Source organism: Williamsia sp. 1135 (assembly GCF_002095395.1).
Lineage (GTDB): Bacteria > Actinomycetota > Actinomycetes > Mycobacteriales > Mycobacteriaceae > Williamsia.
In genome coordinates this window covers 155,466-174,337 of record NZ_MJEI01000100.1, presented here as the reverse complement: position 1 = coordinate 174,337, position 18,872 = coordinate 155,466, and the positions used below count along the sequence as shown (strand labels likewise).

Below are 18,872 nucleotides of genomic sequence, written 5' to 3'. Positions count from 1 at the left end.
GGGTTCATTGTTGTTGTGACCTGCGTTGATAGTGGTGTTGTCGGGCTCGGTATTGGTGTTTTCGTCGCCAGAGTGACCAGCGGAGGGGGTCAGCGATGGCATGCAGTGGTGTGAGGACGAGGATCGTGAAGAGTTTGCGGAACTCGTTGACCGACAACCGGATCAGTCCAGGTTCTGAGGGTTGGGCCAGGCGTTCAGTGGCGGTATGCACGGCCAGGAAGGCGTGCGCAGCCATGACCAAGGTAATCCAGCGGTGCCAGGACGTCCACGTCCGCACTTGATGCTGATCCAGACCGGTCAGGCCTTTGCCGCTCTGGAACGATTCCTCGACCGTCCACCGCCGCCCGGCGACTCGGACGTACTGGTTCAGCGGCACCGGTGCCGGGCTGTAGCAGCGATAGAAGGCGAGCTCGCCGGAGCTATCGTTGCGCCGCACCAACACGTGACAGAGGCCAACATCGGGACGCTCGGTGGTCGCGATCAAGGCCCAGGAGTACCAGCGGTGTCCTTTGCTACCGGCGCCGGCAGACATCTTGTGCCAGGACCGCGGCGGTAGATTCTCAGCAAGGGCATCGACCCGGATCTTCCCGGCGGCTGTGGGGACCTGCCGATTGCATCCGACGGCCAGGACGTAGCCGATCTGTCTGTTGTGCAACGCTTTTCGTAGGTTCGGGTCTGCGCCGTACACTTCATCGCCAGCGACCCACGAGGCCGGAACGTCGGCGTCGAGGGCCGCCTCGACCAGCGTGGTTGCCAGGGCTGGTTTGGTAGCGAACTCGACCGTGTCAGGGACCCCGGCCTTGGTCCTTCGCTGCGGGTCGGTGGCCCAGGTGTGCTGCGGCAGGTACAGCGCTCGGTCGATCAGGGTGTGTCCGCGAGCGGCGGCGTAGGTCAGGTAGACCGCGACCTGACAGTTCTCCGTGCGTCCGGCGGTTCCGGTGTACTGGCGTTGTACCCCAACGGTGTTGGTGCCCTTCTTCAAGTCGCCGGTCTCATCAACGACAAGCACCGCATCAGGGTCGGCCAGGTGGTCGATGACATAGCTGCGAACGTCATCGCGGACCAGATCAGCGTCCCATTTAGCGCGGGACAGCAAGTGCTGCAGTCGGTCAGGGGTGCCATGGCCCGATAGTTCGGCGATAGTCCAGCAGTTCTTGGAACCTATATCGGCCAGCAAACCCAGCACCAGCGCACCGGCGTTGCGTCGTGCTTCGACCCGCGCGAACCGCGACGAGAACGACTCCAACAACCCATCCAGGCCCGCATGCCACCGCTCATGGTCTACCCTCAGTGCTGCGGTTGCCGCAGCTGATCTGGATGTCTTCACAAACTCGAGATCATGCCGCGGCAACCGCGCCTACCAGCGCAAACACGCCGAAACTACCTATCTACGGCTGTAGTACTAGGCCAGTTCCCATTCAGTTGCACGGTCTACCCGGCGCCCTAGCGGCCGAGAACGTGATGGATCTCTGCCCAGAAATGCATGAACAGACGCCATCGGGTGGGATGCCCATCGTGGTCCTGTTCCTCTCCTACATCGGAAGCTAGTGGGGTCAAATGGCTACTACCCATTTCGATTTTGACATGACCGATCGACGCGTCGACATCAACTGCGCACCGACTGAAGGCAGTAGCGTGGCGGGCCACGCGAAAGACCGCGAGCGCCGCCGCGCGTTGCCCAGTGCCGCTCTGGCGACGTGACGAGATCACCCCATCGCAAGACGGCTTTGTGTCCACCATGCCGCCGCGGCAGACTGCTCCGCGGGCTACGAATTCCTGCCCGACCTCTGCTGAGAGTAAGCGCTCCTCAAACTCCCGGTTCGCACTCCGCGAGCAGAAGCTCAAGCACGGGTATCAGCGTCGATACGTCCGTCTTCGCCGCTGTCCAGACGGTCGTGCTGTCCACCTGGGCATAACCATGAACAAGAATATTGCGCATTCCAATGATTTTGTGCACGTGCGGTATTCGCTCCGCGGTAACCTTGTCGACGCGCCGCAGGTTGCGTAAAGCCTCCCCGACGATTTCCAGCTGACGTTCGGTGGCAGACTCGAGAAGCAGGTCACCGACGTACCGCTCGACCGCAACGTCGGCGACGAACAACCCCACATTCCGTGCTGCGGTCAGCGCATCCCAGATGTACGCAGCCTGACTGTTGTCAGGCCGCGTAGACATCTTCAGCACTGTCGAAAATGGACTTGGCGATGTAGGGATTCTTCACCGCGTTGGGCATGACGAGATCGACATCGCGACCGACGATCTGTTCAAGCGCAGACTTGAGGTCGAAGTAGTCATGAAAAACGTTCTCGCGGTCAGCTTCGAACTCGACGACGAAATCGACGTCGCTGCGGCCCGGGTCAAAACTCTCGGTCAAGACTGAACCGAAAACCCGCAACCGCTTGACACCGTACTTCGCGCACGCGGCGCCGATCGCATCGGCGTCGAGCGGAATCGCGGTGGCCATGTTTATCAGTCTTCCAGACATCGAGTGACTCTCGACAAAAAGATGCGGGTGTGGAGCTAAGGGGAATCGAACCCCTGACCTTCTCGATGCGAACGAGACGCGCTACCAACTGCGCTATAGCCCCTTCGTTGCTTCGTGAGAAGCAACTCGAACAGATTAACAGCCCGGGGCTACTGCCCCACCACCCGACGGTACGAGGGCTCCCGCTCGACGCGTTCAACCCGCTCGTACCTGGGCAAATGGTCGAAGACGGGGTCTTCGTCGTCGATTTCCAACACGATCGCGCCGGGGCGACGCAGCCTGCGAGGGATCTCCGCACGCGGATCCTCTTCGGGATGCTCGCGGCGCTCCTCTTCTTGCCGCTTCGCGCGGGCCAGACGCCGCATGCGCTGTTGGCGGATCCGCTGCTCGTTCCGAACCGCCCGCCGTAGGAAGGTGAGGTAACCGGACATGGCAACCGCGACCACACCTGCGAGGACCCAGCCGGCCGTTCCCAGGAGCACACCGGCGCCGAGAGCTGCCACCAACAGCAGGGCGAACACCGCCATCACACGCTGACGGAAGCGGTACCGCTTGTCACTGCGCTCGCGGTCGGCCTCGGGATCGAATCCACCGCGCCGCGCGCGACGCTCGGACTCGGTTTCCGCTACCGGCTCGTCGAGCGAGTCGCCGTCGAGGTCGTCGTCGTATTCCGCGTCCTCGTCGTAGTCATCGTCATACTCGGCGCCTTCGTCGTATCCGGCAACTGCGTCGTCGTCCGCTTCGTCGTCGTCCGCTACGTCGACAACGTCATCGTCAACGACGTCGTGGGCGTCATCGACCTCGTCTTCACCGTCCGACTCGACCTCGGCAACATCAGACTCGATGTCCTGAGACTCGGCCTCGGTCTCGGCCTCGTCAACATCGTCAGAAGCCGCGGACTCGACGGCGTCGGATTTCTCGTCGTCCTGCGTCGGCGACTCCACCGCAACCTTTTTCAGTACCGGCGCCGCCTCGGATCCGGAAGCCTTCGCGACAGGAGTCTTTTCGACAGGAGCCTTCTCAACGGTGTCCTTGGTGTCTTCCTCATACACATCGTCGGTCTCGTCAGCGTCTTTGACCGCGGTCGCGGTCGCAGCTTTGCGGTACTCGCGGACGGGCGGTTCCCAGTCGGCGTCATGCGGATGACGACCGGACGCGATGCGACGTTTGGTCCTCGCCATGGTCAGCCCGCCGCGGTGCAGCACGCGGGTCGACAAGGCGGTATCAGACGTCTTGCGCACGGTCGGACGCGATTTCACGACCATCGGCACCAGGACAAAGAGCCAGATCGCCACCAGACACACCCACAGCAACGAGTTCGGCATGGGCAGCTCCTTTCTGTCGGCAATCTCAGCTCGACCGGTCAGCCGAGTGGCCGTTCGTCACACGCGTAACAGACGGTGAACCCAGGCTATGGCCCGCGCAGGTCCAACCAGCGGAGACGCGCCGACGCGGAGGCAAATATCAGCAAGCTTTCAGGGGTGAATCATGGAAAACCCTTGCAACATGTTCGAAATTACGTAATTATCGAACAATGCCCGGTAAGCGACCCCTCGATCCGCCCCCTGCGGAGCTGGCAGAACGCCTGCGCGAAGTGGAAGCCCGGCTGACCGCCCTGGAGGAGAGAACGCCCTCGACAGGCACCGGCAAGATGGAGTCGAACGACCGAAAAGACACTAAGCACAACCGCTTCTGGGTTCTCGAAGGACTTCGCGAGCAACTCGGCGGCACCTCGGGTGGGCTCATCTACTCCGGTATCGCGCCCACCGCCTCAGGACCTGTGGAGTGGCAGTACGGCCACACCGCCGAGGAGATCCTGGAACTGGACGACGATCACGCAGCGATCGTCGCCGACCGGCTCGCCGCGCTCGGTTCACCCATCCGGCTGCAGCTGATGCTGGCAGTGCTGGGCGGCACGACCAGCGTTGCGGATCTCTCGACCCTCGAATCCATGGGCACCACCGGGCAGGTCTACCACCACGTACGCATCCTCACCGCTGCCGGTTGGCTACGGCCGGCGGGCCGTGGGGCCGTGCAGGTTCCACCCGACCGCGTGGTCCCGGCGATGCTCGCCCTCGCCGCCGCGCTCTGACAACGCACGAAGTCCCCAACCCGAAGGGAATCAGAACCATGCATCCGTCCATTCGACTGATCACCCTCGCGCTCGCAACAACATGCGCGCTCGCCATCGGTGAACATCCTGCGATCGCGGCTCCCACCTCACCGCACGTGAGCGGCGACACCGCACTCGCCCAGGAGGTCGCCGAGCTCACCGGTCCAGAACATCCGGTCGTCGCCGCTGCAGTCATCGATGGCGATAACGTGCGCGTGACGACAGTGGGCGCCGAACTGGACGACCGGTTCGAGATAGGATCGATCAGCAAGACCGTCACCGGAATGCTGTTCGCAGAAGCCATTTCCCGTGGCGAGGTCCAGCCCGAGACCACCGCGGGCAGTCTGCTCCCGGCACTCCGGGGCTCCCCCGCCGAACGGATCACGCTGTCCGACTTGGCGACCCACCGCTCCGGACTTCCCGTTCAACCTCCCACCGCCGACCAATACGTCAGAAACCAGTTGGCCCAGCTGACCGGCTCGTTCCCGTACCGCGAGAGCACCGCGAACCGGTTGGCTCAGGTGCGCGACTACCCGCTCGACTCCCCTCCAGGGACGTACTCCAATGTCGGATACGAAGTACTGGGAGCGGCTCTGGCCAGGGCCGCACACATCGAGTTCGACGACCTGGCTCGCGAACGCATCCTGGCCCCGCTTGGACTGCAGACTGCGGACGTCCTGGTCGACCCCACCCAATTGACAGCGAAAGACCTGCGAGGCAAGGACACGACCGGCCGCACCGTCGAACCATGGATCGGGGAATCGATGGCTCCGGCCTCCGGAGTGCGTGCCGATATCACCGACATGGCCACGTACGCGAGCAAGATGTTGTCCGGGACCGCGCCGGGGATGGATGCCCTTGTCCCTCGGGCCGACCTCGGGGCTTCCCGCATCGGCTGGGCCTGGATCACCACGACCACCGATGACGGACGCGAGATCACCTGGCACGACGGCCAGACCAGCGGATTCGCGTCGTACATCGGCATCGACCGTCACAATGGCGTTGCCACAGTACTTTTGACAGCGACCGGCGACTCCGTGGTGCCACTGGGTGAAAAACTGCTTGCACAAGCAGTAGCCGACCACTGACCATCGAGGAATTGCGGCAGTGGGCCGCGGGGAAAGGTGAACACCATGCGAAAGCTCGTCTACTACATCGGGATCTCGATCGACGGGTTCATCGCGGGCCCCGACGACGAGGTCGACTTCTTCCCCATGTCCGATGATTACCTGCAATGGATGGGGTCGGAGTACGGCGACGCGTTGCCGGGACACGTGCGCACCCAATTCGGTATCGCGGATGCGCCTCTCACCAAGTTCGACACCATCGTGATGGGCCGTCGCACCTACGATCCTGCGTTGTCAGAAGACATCACCAGCCCGTATCCGCACCTCACCCAATACGTGGTGTCGCGCTCACACAGGTCGGACGATCCGGCGATCACCGTGATCCGCGACGAACCCGACGTCGCAGTGGAGCAACTGAAGGCCGAGAACTCGGGCCTCGGCATCTATCTCGCCGGTGGCGGCGCGCTGGCCGGACAACTGCTACCGCTGATCGACGAGCTGGTGATCAAGACCTATCCGGTGGTGGCAGGCGCGGGTCGACCGGCGTTCGTCAGCGGTTTCAACCCGACCCAGTTCGACCTCTCCGACGTCAAGACCTTCAGCGGCGGGAACGTCGTGTCGACGTACAGCAGGAAGTGACCACACTTCCTCCGACTCCGTTCAGGTCCTCCGACTGCAACCGGAGGACCTCGCCACAACCGGAGGATCTGCCACATACTCCGACTTCAGCGAGCGATTCAGGGGCAGCACCCCCGAGCGAAACTTTCACCGGCAGAAACTAATACGACGCGCGCCCGGCCCGCACCAGGGTGTCGACCGCGGTACCGGTCATTTCTTCGACGGTCAGCGCCAGCAGGATGTGATCCCGCCAAGCACCGTTGACGTCCATATAGCGCTTGAGTAACCCCTCGTCGCGGAAACCGACTTTGTGGAGCACAGACAGCGATGCCCCGTTGTCGGGTTGCACGGTCGCTTCGAGCCGGTGCAGGCCCACAGTGCCGAAACAGTGGTCGACACCGAGGGCCAGCGCACCTGTTGCGACGCCGCGACCAGTGACCGCGACGTCTACCCAGTACCCGATCCACGCGTTGCGCAACGCGCCCCGCTGGATGTTCCCGACGGTGAGCTGCCCGCAGTAGTCGCCGTTGAGCTCGATGACCATCGGCAGCATGTTGCCTGCTTTGGCCTCGGCCCGCAGTACCGAATGCAGACCCGGCCAGGCTGCCGGATTGTGCCGCGCCGACCACATCCCAGCGCCGGTGGGTTCCCATGGAAGCAGGTTGTTCTGGTTCTCTATACGCAGCCGACTCCAGGCGCGCGCATCGCGCAGCCGGACCGGCCGGACCGTGAGCGTCCCGCCGGCGACCGTGATCGGTCCCAGTTTCGCGGGCCAGCCACGCCGACCGGCATCACCCCTGTTCCAGGCACGCACAGTGCAGTATCACCCCCGCTGCGCCAGGAACGCCACGTCGACCTCATCGCCGGCCCGCAACTCGACATCTTCGGGTTCGATGATCACCAGACAGTTCGCTTCGGCCAGGCCGGCCAGCAGGTGGGAGCCGCCGTCGGCAGCGCCGATCACCTGGGCCAGGTACTCGCCGGTCTGCTCGTCGCGCATCAGCTGACCACGCAGGTATCCGCGCCGGCCTTCGACCGACGTGATCGGTCCGACCGTGCGGGCGCGCACGATCCGGCGCATCGGCTGCCGTTTGCCCATTGCGATGCGGATCAGCGGTCGCACCATCACCTCGAATGCCACCAGGGCGCTGACCGGGTTGGCGGGGAGCAGAAACGTCGGTACCTCGTCGCGGCCCAACTGTCCGAAGCCCTGCACCGACGCCGGATACATCGCGATGCGAGTGATCTCGAGGTCTCCCAATTCGGCAAGCGCTTCCCGAATCGTCTCCGACGCCGCCCCACCGACCGGACCGGTGATGACCACGATCTCCGACCGGATCAGTTGCCCCTCAACGAGTTCGCGTAGCTGTGTCGGTTCACTGTCGGCGATTCCGACCCTGTTGACGTCGGCGCCGGCGTCGCGTGCGGCCGCGGCCAAGGCGTAGCTGTTGACGTCGTAGACCTGTCCGCCGCCGGCGGTCCTGTCGATGTCGACGAGCTCGCCACCGATGGAGATGACCGACAAGCGTGGTCGCGGATGTACCAGCACCCGCTCCCTGCCGACCGCGGCGAGCAAGCCCACCTGGGCGGGCCCGACGATGGTTCCGGTGCGCACAGCAACGTCACCGGGCTGGACGTCGTCGCCGACGTGGCGGACGTACTGCCCACTGTGCACGGCATGGCCCACCCGAACCTTCGGCAGACCGCCGTCAGTCCACCGTTTGGGCACCACCGCGTCGGCCAACGTCGGCAGGGGCGCACCGGTCTCCACTCGTACGGCCTGGCGCGGCTGCAGCCGGGTCGGGGTCCGCGACCCCGCCTTCAACTCCCCGACCACCGGCAGCACCACGATCACCTGATCACCAGGCGACTCCGACTCCTCGTCGGCGATCGTGCCAGCCTCCGCAACGTCCACACTGCGAACTGCGTATCCGTCTATCGCCGATTGATCGAATCCGGGCAGCGGCCGCTCGGCCGTCACGTCCTCGGCACACAGCAAACCCTGCGATTCGGAGATCGCAACCCGTACCGGCCGGGGCGCCACCGCTGCGGCGGTCACCCGGCTCAGCTGATCTTCCACCGAACGCACTGATCGCCTCCTTCAATCACCATTGCTCAGGCCGCGGGAGCACACCCTGCGGCGACCCGCGCTTCCTCGATGACTGACGTTAGCGGTTTTGTCGAGCGCATCGGTGACACCTCGTCGGCAGTTCGCGGCATTGGGGTCCTCACACGCCGACACAAGTGCCCCGGCTCACTACTGAGCCGCGCTACAGACCCAGGCGCCCGACGAGCCACTCACGCAATTCAGGGCCGTAGTCTTCCCGGTCCAGCGCGATGTCGACCGATGCCTTGAGGTATCCGCCGGGGTTACCGAGGTCGTGACGGGTTCCGTGATGGACGACGACATGCACCGGATGGCCCTCCTCGATCAACAGGGCGATCGCGTCGGTCAACTGCAGTTCGCCACCGGCACCGGGCTTGATCCGGCGCAATGCGTCGAAGATGGCTCGGTCGAGGATGTAGCGACCGGCGGCGGCGTAGTTCGACGGCGCATCTTCGGCCTTCGGCTTCTCGACCATGCCTTTGAGCTTCATGACGTTCGGATTGTTGGCGTCGGGGAGCTCCTCGACGTCGAACACGCCGTAGGCACTGATCTTGTCCTTCGGGACCTCGATGGCGCACAGGACGGTTCCCCCGCGCTTCGCACGGGTCCGGGCCATCACCTCGAGTACTCCCGACGGCATCACCAGGTCGTCGGGCAGCAGCACAGCGACGGCATCTTCGTCGTCATCGAGCTTTGCTTCCACACAACCGACCGCGTGGCCCAGTCCCAGGGGCTTCTCTTGGATGACAGAGGCGACCTCAAGCAACGACGGCGCGTTGCGAACCTTCGCGAGCATGGTGTCCTTGCCGCGCGACTCCAGCGTGTGCTCGAGAACCAAGTCCTCCACGAAGTGGGCGACCACGCCGTCCTTGCCCGGCGAAGTGATGATCAACAGCCGTTCGGCGCCTGCGGACTTGGCCTCCTCGGCGACGAGCTCGATCCCGGGGGTATCCACGACCGGTAGCAACTCTTTCGGAACGGTCTTCGTGGCCGGCAGAAATCGCGTACCCAAACCGGCAGCGGGAACGATCGCTGTGCGCGGAATGGGAGGCGTGCCCGGTACCGATTCGTACTCGACCTCAACAGCCGGGCTGATCTGCGCTTCAGTCATCTATCCCACCCTCAGTTGCATTTTGACGTTTGTGGATAACCTATCGGCACAACGCCACTTACGAGGAAGATGTACCCATCGATACCGCCAAGAACACGTTGCGCCAACGTTTTCGTGCCCGAAGAGACGTTCTGTCTCCCCAGGTGAAGGCCGATGCCGACGAACATCTTGTGATCTCGCTCGCCAATACTGATCTTCACGGTCACTTTAGCGCGTCGCCGGGCTCCCTCATCGCGGCGTATGTCCCGGTCGGCAAGGAGCCGGGCTCGATCGCGGCTCTCGACGCATTGAACGATGGCGGATGCGAAGTGCTGCTGCCGGTCGTCGTCCCTGGTCCGCCGGCGCCACTGCGGTGGGCCCGGTACTCCGGGCCCGCATCGCTGCGCACCGGCCGGTTCGGCCTTCTCGAACCCACCCAGCCGACGCAGCCGCCGTCGGCTGTCGAGCGCAGTGACCTCGTCCTGGTGCCGGCGCTCGCCGTCGACCGACACGGAGTCCGACTCGGGCGCGGCGCCGGGTATTACGACCGCAGTATCGCCGCCGTTCCCCGGGAACGGCTGGTTGCGGTCGTCTACGACGAGGAGCTGGTCGACCAGCTGCCGGCGGGGCCGTTCGATGTCCCGATGGGGTGGGCGCTGACCCCGAAACTGGGCTACACCCGGCTGGGAACAACGTGACCCTGGCACTCGTTTACGTAGAGTGCCAGTTCGACGGTAGAATCCACAACGTTCTCGGCTAACACCCCCGGAGGTCCTCGGTGCCAACTTATTCGTATGCCTGCACACAGTGCGACAACCGCTTCGACATCGTGCAGTCGTTCACTGATGATTCGCTGACGGAATGCCCGCAGTGTGCCGGTAAGCTGCGCAAACTCTTCAATAGCGTCGGCATTGTCTTCAAGGGCAGCGGCTTCTATCGCAACGACAGCCGCTCGGCGTCCTCGAGCAGCGAAGCCGGCAGCAGCTCCAGCGATTCGTCGTCGAAGTCGGATTCGGGCAGCAAGGATTCCGGCAGCAAGGACTCGGGTAGCAAGGACAAGGCCGCGAGCACCTCGAAGTCGAGTGACTCGAGCAGCAGCTCGTCTTCGAGCAGCACTTCGACTGCCAAAGCAGCTTCCTGACAGTTCTCCACAGTTCCGGGCGCCATCCCCAGGCGCCCGGTTTCTTGTGCTCTGAGCCGGCAACCGGACACTCGCTGCTCCTAGCGTTCTCCGCATGCCTGCCCGCAATCCACTGACCCCGACCTTCGTCGATCGCGTCCGCCGAGCGCTACGCCCGGGGTGGACCCGGTCTCTGCTGTTGCGCAGACTGTGCGCCGGCTTTTTGCTGGTGGTCGCGGTGGTGGCGGCCGCGTCAGGCGGGAGGCAGAACGACCTGTCGACGGTGGTTGTTGCCAACCAAGATCTGACGCCAGGTAGCCGGTTGACCTCTGCGGACGTCACCACCCGCCAGGTCACCCCAGACATGATTCCCGCCGGCGCGATCACCGAACCGTCGGCCCTCACCGATTCGACAGTCACCGGGCCTGTGCGAACGGGTGAGATCTTCACGGACAGTCGGGTGCTCTCGAGTCGCCTGCCGATGGACCTGCTGGGCCGGCCGGATGCGCGCCTGGTGCCGGTCAAATTGTCCGACACCGCGATCGTCGAGTTGCTGCGAGAAGGCGACGTGGTGGACGTACTGAGTATCGACGAATCGGGCGGCGATCAGAGCGCCCGAGCAGCAACCGTTTTGGTGAAGAACGCAGTGGTTGCCCTGGTGTCGGCACCAACCCCGGTTCGCCGGACCGACGGGTCTCGGCTGGCGCTGCTCGCCATGCCCGAGCGCGATGCGCACACGGTCGCGAGCGCCACGCTGGCCTCACCCATCACCGTTGTTTTCCACTGAATTGCATGTTGGATCCACCAATGTGATCCCCGCCTGGTTAGGATCGACGAATCCGTGGTCGAGCAAAGGCACGTATTCCCAGGTCGAAAGGGACGCTTCATGTTAAAGGGTTTCAAGGACTTCCTCATGCGAGGAAACGTCATCGATCTAGCGACCGCGGTTGTGGTCGGCGCGGCATTCACTGCGATCGTCACCGCATTCACCACGAACATCATTGAGCCGCTCATCAATTCGATCGGCGGCACCGATCAGGCAGAGGGGCTCGGCTTCACGATCCGCTCCGGCAACCCCGAGACTTTCGTCAACATCGGGGCGTTGATCACCGCCATCATCAACTTCCTGATCATCGCGGCCATCGTCTACTTCGTCATCGTCATGCCGTACGAGAAACTGAAGGCGCTGGCGGCGAAAGACGGCGACGATGCGACCGCTTTGTCGGAATCGGAGCTGCTCACCGAGATTCGCGACATCTTGCAGGGCAAGGATCCGGTCGAGGAGAAAGCCAAGATCGCCGCAGCAAAGAGTGAGAAGGACCAGGCCGAGATCGACCGTCGACGAAGTGAGGGTCCGCCGTCCGGACCGCTTTACTCGGGTCCGACCGGAGGTGGCGCGGTCGGTGCATCCGCCGCGGGTACCCAGCAGTTCTCGTCCCAGCCGTCCGGACCGGCCGGTGGCCCCCAGTCCTATCCGCCGCAGGGACCGCCCACTGGCGGCTCGGGCCCGATCGGAGCGCCCCCGCAGGGACAGCCGCCCCAAGGTGGTTCGCCCCAGGGCCAGTCCCCGCTCGGCGGTCCACCCCCCGGATACCAGCAACCGTCAGGTCCGCCTCCCGGCTACAACCCGACTCCGCCGCAGCGGCCGAACCCGCCGCAATACGGAGGGCCGGATCAGGGTCCCGGCCACCGTCCGGACCCACTCACCGGTCCGCCGCCGAACTACGACCCCCTCAACGGCCCGCCGCCGAATTACGAGCCGTTGACCGGTCCCCCGCCGGGCTACGGTCCCCCACCGGGACGCCCTGAGGATCCCAACGGTGGCGGCAGGCACAGCAGCCCGTAGATCTTCCGGCTCGCGCCGACGATTTTTTCGCGCGGCGCGAGTCAGAACATCATGAAAACTCACACAGTCTCCGTTCCAGGCGCCACATTGACCTATGACGTCCGGGACGGCTCCTCCCCGGGCGGCGTTCCGCTCGTCTTCGTAGCGTCACCGATGGATGCAACCGGGTTTGCGACGTTGTCGACATACTTCCCCGACCGCACGATCGTGACCTACGACCCGCGCAACAGCGGCCGCAGCGTCCGCGACGATCCCACATCGCCGGTCACCCCGGACCAGCACGCAGATGATCTGCATGCCGTCATCGGCGCGGTCGGCGCCGAGGCGGTCGACGTGTTCGCGTCCAGTGGCGGTGCGATCAATTCGCTTGCGCTCGTTGCGCGCTACCCGGACGACATCCGTCTCCTCGTCGCGCACGAACCACCCGCCGGCGGAGTGCTTCCCGATCGAGATGCGGTGCGCGCCGCGTGCGACCACATGGTGGCGACCTATCAGAGCTCTGGTCAGGGTCCGTCGACGGCGAAGTTCATCAATTTCGTGATGCAACGAGGAGAGATCCCGGCCGACTACCTGGCGCAGCCAGCACCTGACCCCGCTGCATTCGGTTTGCCGACCGAGGACGACGGTGATCGTACCGACTCGATGATGACGAACATGCAGGGCGGAGTCGCCGCTTTCACGCCGGACGTGGACGCACTACGCGCCGCGTCAACGAAAGTGGTTGTCGCGGTGGGTGAAGAGTCGGGTGGCCCCACAGACGGAGAGATGGCCGGGCGCGCTGCGTATGCAGTCGCCGCAGCGCTGGGTACCGAGGCAGTGGTGTTCCCGAGCCATCACGCAGGCTTTCTCGGCGGCGAGTTCGGTCAGACCGGCCAGCCTGCCGAGTTCGCCGCAAAGCTGCGGACGGTGATGGGCTAGTTGTCGTCGAGCGACGCCGGTGCGGCGGTCGGGGTGCCACCGAGTTCTTCCTGCGCTCGCCGCTCCACCAGTAGGGGTACGAAGTCGCGGATCGGCTGGCCGTCGAATCGCCGGTATGCCTCGTCGACGGCCCGGTTGACCGTGTCGGCAGGAATGCTGTCGTGTTTCGTCCGCAGGACATCAGCGATCATCGCGATATGCTGCTGCTCTTCTTGCTGCTGCTTATCGATCTGTGTTGTCATGTAGACCAACGTAGCCAGAAACTAGTGGCAGGCTCCAGTTAGTTCATACGCTGTTTGCCGCCTGTTGGCCGATCGTTCACATAGCGAACGATCGGCCTGCTCCGAGCCTTGGCCGTTCCCACTACTGGGACACAAACCTCACGGTCTCGCCGGGCACCACCAGAGGTCTGTCCCGATTCCGGACATATGCACGAATGACACCGCGACCGACCTAGCGTCGTGGGTGCATCACCCGCCGCGTGTACCGATCGAGGAGTTGGCATTCATGAAAGCACTTGTCTACCACGGACCCGGAAAGAAGGAATGGGAAGAGGTTCCCGATCCTCAGATCCAAGACCCCACTGATGTCATCGTCCGAGTCGACACCACCACCATCTGCGGAACCGACCTCCACATCCTGTCCGGCGACGTCCCGGCGGTGACCGAGGGACGAATCCTGGGTCATGAGGCCGTCGGTGTCGTCACCGAAATCGGTTCGGCCGTCACCGGTTTCAAATCAGGCGACCGAGTGCTGGTGCCGGCGGTGACGAAGTGTGGAAGGTGCGACTACTGCCAGGCCCAGATGCCGTCGCACTGTCAGACCGTCGGCGGGATCGGCTGGATCTTCGGCCATCTGATCGATGGCACGCAGGCCGAGTTCGTCCGAGTTCCGTTCGCCGACACCTCGCTCTATCTGGTACCCGACGGCGTCACCAACGATCAGGCCATCTTTCTCGCTGATTCACTCCCCACCGGATACGAGGTCGGAGTCCTGGCCGGTGGGGTCCGTCCGGGGAGCACGGTGGCGGTGGTCGGATCGGGCGCGGTCGGACTGTCGGCGATTCTGACCACAAGCCTGTGGGGCGCCTCGCGCACCATCGCGATCGACTCGAACAAGTTCCGGTTGGAGAAGGCCTACGAGTTCGGCGCCACGGACGTTGTCGAGGTCGGCCCCAACACCGTGGCCGATGTCTTGGCCCTGACCGATGGACTTGGCGTCGACGTCGCGATCGAGGCGGTCGGCTACCCCGAGACCTTGCTCACGGCAGCGTCGTTGGTTCGCCCGGGCGGCACCATCGCCAACGTCGGCGTGCATGGCACCCCGGTCGAATTGCCCATGCAGGACATGTGGATTCAGAACCTCACCCTGACCATGGGTCTGGTGGACACCGTCTCCATCCCGACGCTGCTGAAGATGGTGGCCTCCGGCCGACTACCTGCCGAGAAGATGGGAACTCACCACTTCACGTTCGATCAGATCGACGAAGCGTATGACGTGTTCTCCCATGCCGCCGACAACCAGGCGTTGAAGGTGGTCATCAGCCCGAGCTGACGCTGAGGTTTTCGGCAGATCGACCGGGAGCGATGTTGTTCCCGGTCGATCCGCGGTATGGGCTCGGGAGCGTCACCCGACGGTTCAGCCGATATAGCTGATACCGAACGAGTCGATCTTGCGGTAGAGCTACGACCGGCCGATACCGAGTAGCGCAGCGGCTTTGTAGCGGTTGCCGTTGACCTCGTACAGCGCGTGGATGATGGTCTCGCATTGCGCTACTTCGAGCGGCGCGAGTTTGCGCGGCGCGCTGCGAAAGTACGTGGCGGGAAGATCTCGAACGGTGATCTCTCCGAACGGCTTGTGCGCCACCACGTAGCCCAGTACGTCGACCAGTTCATCGATGTTCCCAGGCCACGAGTACCCCTCCAGCACCCTGATGACCGACAGACTCAGTCGAAGCGAATGCCGCGGTGAGATGTTCTTGAGGATGGACCGTGAGAGGTCGGCGACGTCGTCGGGGCGATACCGCAAAGACGGCATGCGGGTCACACCGTGAAAATGTCTGCTGAGCATCGCGTAGGGCCGGGTTCGGTCGACCGTGGTCGCGTCGACACATCCGATCACCAATGGCGACGACTCACGCGTGGCCAGCTTGCGCAGTACAGCGTCGACCTGCCGTGCACCCATGGCATCGAGCGAGTTCAGCGAGCCGAGCAACAGCAACTGTGGTGCAGCGGAGGGTGATCGCACCACTGAGGCCAGCGGCTGTGTGTCTCCCCATCGAGAGTCTCCGCGACCGATGTCGAGCACAGAGCAGTCGACGGGGTGAATGACACCGTCCGGGTGCTGCGCTCTGAACTCCGCGACCGCCAATGTGCGCTTGCCGACGCCCTTCTCCCCGGTCAGCAGCCGGTTGGAACGCTCGCTGATACTCAGGGCCAGTTCGCTTCTCGTGGACGTCATCGGTGTCAGGAGCGCCTTGTTGCGCGAGCGACCGAGTTCGCCGCCTGCGGCTCCTACCAAGGGCATCCCGGCGGTGTAGTCCCGTGGACCGACCGGTGCCACGTGTGCACCTTGTCTGGCCAGGGCCGATGAGTACTGCGGGGCAGGCGTTTTCGTCCAGGTTCCCACCAGCACGCAGCCGACGACGTCACCTGCCACCTCGACGGGCTCGAACTCGACCTCGACCGGTGAACCCGACGGCAATGTGAGGGAGGCCGCTTGGAAGCGGCAGTCGACCAGTGCGGCGCGCACGGACTCGATCAGTACTGCACTGTCGGAGCCGTCGAGAGCACTCGCGCGTGGGTCGAAGATCGTGTGATCGCCTGCGGCACCGATGGCGAATGTGCCGCTTCCGTGGACCCGGGCGGCCAATTGCGCTGAGGTGGCAGTCAACGCGGTGGAAGGCCCGGCCATCAGGTCGACCCCGATCTGCGCCGCCAGCGTCCTGGTGAGTGCGGCGGCAAACTCGGCGACCGGTGTTTCGGAGACCAGTACGACCGCGCCGATCGCCGCTCCCGAATCATCGGTGACCGGGGCAGCGCACTCGTGGAGGCCCACAAGGTCAGGATGAAAATGCTCTGGGCCCGAGACCATTGCCGGCCTGCCCAAGGCAAGGGCGAGGGTGCCCGCTGACGTCCCGAACTCACGTTCGGTGATCGAAAAGCCCTCGGCCACAGGCCAGGTGTCGAGGACCGCCGCAACTGCCGATGTTACGTCGTGGCGGCAGCGGACCACCGCAAGTGCGTCGAGGACGAGAATCGTCGCCGGCACCGGGCCCACGGTGTCGGACCACTGTGCCACCACTGCACGCGCGACACGGGTCAGTGGGTCTCCTGGGACGTCTCCGATGAAACCGAGCTGTTTGTCGAGTGAATTGGCGAGTTGCCCCTTGTCGACGCACCGGAGCCACGAGCTGGCGATGTCCGGACTCACCTGCTCGGCCCATCGGCCGAGATCACCGTTTTCGACAACGTTGAGCCGCGCAGCGGTGATCGCGGCGTCGGAGTGCACCACGCCAGCCTATGCAGCGTGGTCCACCCCGGCCGTCTCATTTTGAGACCGGACCCGCGTCCGGAGGCGAGGTACCTGGCGGCGACCCGTCCGCTGAGGTCGGCGGTGGCCCGCTGAGTTCTCGGTTGAGTTGTTCGACTTGGGCTTTGCGGCGGGCGAGCATGGCTTGGCGGGCCTCGATCAAGGCTTCGTCGGGATGGTGGGCGCGGTTGACCCTGGGTTGTCGTTCCGGGTCGAGGAATGCCGGGGGTATCCAGGCGCAGCGTCCGGCGTCGGGCCCTTCGGTGATCATGATCGTCTGCCACTGATGCTCACCCGGGCCGATCAATTTGTGGTGCTGTGGGCATGCCGGTGCCAGGTGTGTGATGTCGGTGAGCCCACCGAGGGCCCACTCTGTGGTGTGGTGGGCTTCGGCCCACATCGCTGGATTGGAGCACCCACCGAACGAGCATCCCCGGTGCGCGGCGAACATCGCCAACCGTTGGGCCTCGCTGGCCAACCGTTTCGCTCGGCCGAGGAACAACGGTTCGTTGCTGTGGTTGGCGAATACCGCCAACGTCTTGTCACTACGCGCGAGCAGCTTGATGGCATCGCTGATCGGCAACACTGTGCCGGTCGCGGTATAGACCAGATCCCGTCCGTAAGGACGCATTGGGCCACCGGTCACCGTGGGCAACCACCTCGGGTCCTCCCACTGCGTCTGCGGATCCGGATATGCCGGCTCCGGCGCAGTATCCTCTAATTCACGCTCCGGTTCGGGCTCGGGTTCGGGCTCGGGCTCTGGCGTTGGTTCAGGCTCGTGTACGTCGTCGTTGGTGGCTTCTTGCTCCCGAAGTGCGTCGTCAAGTTGGTCTTTGGTCATGGTGATGATCACCTGCACCGGCAACCCACGGTGGGTCGTGCCGAGCTGACCCGATTCGAGCAGATACAGCAGCATCGCCTTGAGAGCGTCATGATTACGCTGCGCCTGAGTACGGTTGTCGTTGTCGGCCGCAGCCTGCAGAACCGCAGGATCCAGAGTTGGGTCATCGGCAGCACCGGACGGGGACAGCTCATCATCGGGATTGTTCATCCCCGGCGCCGCCCACACCCCCAACATCACCTTCATCAACGCCGTCGTCGACGGATCCAGATGACCCGCCACCTTCGCCATCATGTCCACCGCTTGATCACCCACGCTGACACCGCGCTTCTTCGCCCGATCGACATCATCAGCCAGCCTGCCGTCAGGATCCAAGTAGTCGACGATCCGCTCACCGATCGTCTCCACCGCAGCAGGGTTGTATCTACGGCACAGATCAGCCAACGCCACCTCAGTACTCGCCCGTCGCTCCGGATCAATCTTGTGCGGAATCTTCCCCATCACCTTCACCACCGCACCGACATGATCGAGATCAATCACACCTAGGGCCAGTAAAGCAGCGGTCTCCGCAAACCGAGGCTCGATCACCTCACCACTCGGAGTCACCGACGGCGTCAAAGCATCCATCGCCTCTACCCGCGCCTTCGCAGCCCCCGGACGCAACCGCGTCATAGACGTCAACACCGCCGCCGGAGAGGAACATCCCACCTTCGAATACGCCCGCCGCACAGCAACTTCCCGCAACACCGGCAAACTAGCCGCCGACAACCGCCGAGACGCGACCTCCAACCGTTCCACCACACGCACACAATCCACGTCAGACAGAGCAGTCAGATCCAACGTCGACAAGCGTGCGATCGCAGCATCCAGCTCCGACACCACACCCACCACCGCCGAATCGATGACGACACCATCAGACATGCAGGCCCCCCAGCCCCAGAAACACACGCAGGCAACAACAACCAGACAGGATTCGTCGTCAGAAAGTTTCTCTGTCTTCGACTGTACCGCAAAAACCCGAATGTGTCGAATGTTTGTTCGAACCCTCTGACACTTGATGGCTAGGCGCGTTCAGCTCGGTGTCGGCGGCAACGTAGGAGTCGGGAATGTCCCGGCTGGCCTAAGTAGCCAAAAACGA

Annotated in this window: 19 protein-coding genes and 1 tRNA gene; 9 read left to right on the top strand and 11 right to left on the bottom strand. The window is 64.0% G+C overall.

Going from position 1 to position 18,872, the window contains the following annotated elements:
- Nucleotides 1–4 precede the first annotated feature (4 nt).
- From BFL43_RS19605 to glpR, 5 genes are all read right to left on the bottom strand, one after another.
- Nucleotides 5–1,246: an IS701 family transposase gene (locus BFL43_RS19605; RefSeq protein ID WP_084889687.1), complete on the bottom strand. Its 1,242-nt coding sequence runs from the start codon at nt 1,244–1,246 to the stop codon at nt 5–7.
- Nucleotides 1,247–1,807: 561 nt separating this feature from the next.
- Nucleotides 1,808–2,173 carry a HepT-like ribonuclease domain-containing protein gene (locus BFL43_RS19600; RefSeq protein WP_084894139.1) on the bottom strand — a complete coding sequence of 122 codons (366 nt, stop codon included), beginning with the start codon at nt 2,171–2,173 and terminating at the stop codon, nt 1,808–1,810.
- Nucleotides 2,157–2,462 (bottom strand): nucleotidyltransferase domain-containing protein, encoded by a 306-nt coding sequence (locus BFL43_RS19595; protein ID WP_084894138.1) that lies wholly within the window; start codon nt 2,460–2,462, stop codon nt 2,157–2,159. The genes BFL43_RS19600 and BFL43_RS19595 overlap by 17 nt, the downstream gene beginning before the upstream one ends.
- A 51-nt stretch (nt 2,463–2,513) precedes the next feature.
- Nucleotides 2,514–2,586 (bottom strand) — tRNA-Ala (locus BFL43_RS19590).
- 46 nt (nt 2,587–2,632) lie between these two features.
- Nucleotides 2,633–3,808 (bottom strand): gephyrin-like molybdotransferase receptor GlpR, encoded by a 1,176-nt coding sequence (gene glpR / locus BFL43_RS19585; RefSeq protein ID WP_084894137.1) that lies wholly within the window; start codon nt 3,806–3,808, stop codon nt 2,633–2,635.
- A 209-nt stretch (nt 3,809–4,017) separates the two neighbouring features.
- Between glpR and BFL43_RS19580 the strand changes: the two genes are divergently transcribed.
- Genes BFL43_RS19580 through BFL43_RS19570 form a run of 3 tightly spaced genes read left to right on the top strand, consistent with a single transcriptional unit; the run spans nt 4,018 to nt 6,302 of the window.
- On the top strand, nt 4,018–4,575 hold the full coding sequence (locus tag BFL43_RS19580; RefSeq protein ID WP_084894136.1) for a hypothetical protein: 558 nt from the start codon (nt 4,018–4,020) through the stop codon (nt 4,573–4,575).
- Between the two features lie 38 nt (nt 4,576–4,613).
- The gene (locus BFL43_RS19575) at nt 4,614–5,684 is read left to right on the top strand and encodes a serine hydrolase domain-containing protein (protein WP_084894135.1); all 1,071 of its coding nucleotides are present in this window, start codon (nt 4,614–4,616) and stop codon (nt 5,682–5,684) included.
- Between the two features lie 45 nt (nt 5,685–5,729).
- Entirely contained in the window at nt 5,730–6,302 is a 573-nt protein-coding gene (locus BFL43_RS19570) for a dihydrofolate reductase (protein ID WP_084894165.1), read from the top strand.
- Between the two features lie 139 nt (nt 6,303–6,441).
- Here the strand turns inward: BFL43_RS19570 and BFL43_RS19565 are convergent, their stop codons facing one another.
- From BFL43_RS19565 to BFL43_RS19555, 3 genes are all read right to left on the bottom strand, one after another.
- A complete protein-coding gene (locus tag BFL43_RS19565) occupies nt 6,442–7,095 on the bottom strand; it encodes a GNAT family protein (RefSeq protein ID WP_084835561.1) in 654 nt (217 codons plus the stop codon).
- 9 nt (nt 7,096–7,104) lie between these two features.
- The gene (gene glp, locus BFL43_RS19560; protein WP_084894134.1) at nt 7,105–8,370 is read right to left on the bottom strand and encodes a gephyrin-like molybdotransferase Glp; all 1,266 of its coding nucleotides are present in this window, start codon (nt 8,368–8,370) and stop codon (nt 7,105–7,107) included.
- 181 nt (nt 8,371–8,551) lie between these two features.
- Complete coding sequence (locus BFL43_RS19555) at nt 8,552–9,499, bottom strand: UTP--glucose-1-phosphate uridylyltransferase (protein ID WP_084835563.1); 948 nt, start codon at nt 9,497–9,499, stop codon at nt 8,552–8,554.
- A gap of 77 nt (nt 9,500–9,576) precedes the next feature.
- Between BFL43_RS19555 and BFL43_RS19550 the strand changes: the two genes are divergently transcribed.
- The 5 genes from BFL43_RS19550 to BFL43_RS19530 all read left to right on the top strand — a co-directional run bounded on the left by BFL43_RS19550 (nt 9,577) and on the right by BFL43_RS19530 (nt 13,362).
- Entirely contained in the window at nt 9,577–10,176 is a 600-nt protein-coding gene (locus BFL43_RS19550) for a 5-formyltetrahydrofolate cyclo-ligase (RefSeq protein WP_084894164.1), read from the top strand.
- An 80-nt stretch (nt 10,177–10,256) separates the two neighbouring features.
- Nucleotides 10,257–10,619: an FmdB family zinc ribbon protein gene (locus BFL43_RS19545; RefSeq protein WP_084894133.1), complete on the top strand. Its 363-nt coding sequence runs from the start codon at nt 10,257–10,259 to the stop codon at nt 10,617–10,619.
- 94 nt (nt 10,620–10,713) lie between these two features.
- Complete coding sequence (locus tag BFL43_RS19540; protein ID WP_084894132.1) at nt 10,714–11,385, top strand: SAF domain-containing protein; 672 nt, start codon at nt 10,714–10,716, stop codon at nt 11,383–11,385.
- A 99-nt stretch (nt 11,386–11,484) separates the two neighbouring features.
- Complete coding sequence (gene mscL / locus BFL43_RS19535) at nt 11,485–12,444, top strand: large-conductance mechanosensitive channel protein MscL (protein WP_084894131.1); 960 nt, start codon at nt 11,485–11,487, stop codon at nt 12,442–12,444.
- A 51-nt stretch (nt 12,445–12,495) separates the two neighbouring features.
- Nucleotides 12,496–13,362, top strand: coding sequence for an alpha/beta hydrolase (locus tag BFL43_RS19530; RefSeq protein ID WP_084894130.1), 867 nt, complete (start codon nt 12,496–12,498; stop codon nt 13,360–13,362).
- Here the strand turns inward: BFL43_RS19530 and BFL43_RS19525 are convergent.
- On the bottom strand, nt 13,359–13,604 hold the full coding sequence (locus BFL43_RS19525) for a hypothetical protein (RefSeq protein ID WP_084894129.1): 246 nt from the start codon (nt 13,602–13,604) through the stop codon (nt 13,359–13,361). The genes BFL43_RS19530 and BFL43_RS19525 overlap by 4 nt on opposite strands.
- A gap of 265 nt (nt 13,605–13,869) precedes the next feature.
- On the opposite strand from BFL43_RS19525, the gene BFL43_RS19520 reads away from it, so the two are divergent.
- The gene (locus BFL43_RS19520; RefSeq protein ID WP_084894163.1) at nt 13,870–14,916 is read left to right on the top strand and encodes a zinc-dependent alcohol dehydrogenase family protein; all 1,047 of its coding nucleotides are present in this window, start codon (nt 13,870–13,872) and stop codon (nt 14,914–14,916) included.
- A 129-nt stretch (nt 14,917–15,045) separates the two neighbouring features.
- Here the strand turns inward: BFL43_RS19520 and BFL43_RS19515 are convergent, their stop codons facing one another.
- The gene (locus BFL43_RS19515) at nt 15,046–16,872 is read right to left on the bottom strand and encodes a helix-turn-helix domain-containing protein (RefSeq protein ID WP_143695425.1); all 1,827 of its coding nucleotides are present in this window, start codon (nt 16,870–16,872) and stop codon (nt 15,046–15,048) included.
- 37 nt (nt 16,873–16,909) lie between these two features.
- A complete protein-coding gene (locus BFL43_RS19510) occupies nt 16,910–18,655 on the bottom strand; it encodes an HNH endonuclease signature motif containing protein (protein WP_084894127.1) in 1,746 nt (581 codons plus the stop codon).
- Nucleotides 18,656–18,872 lie beyond the last annotated feature (217 nt).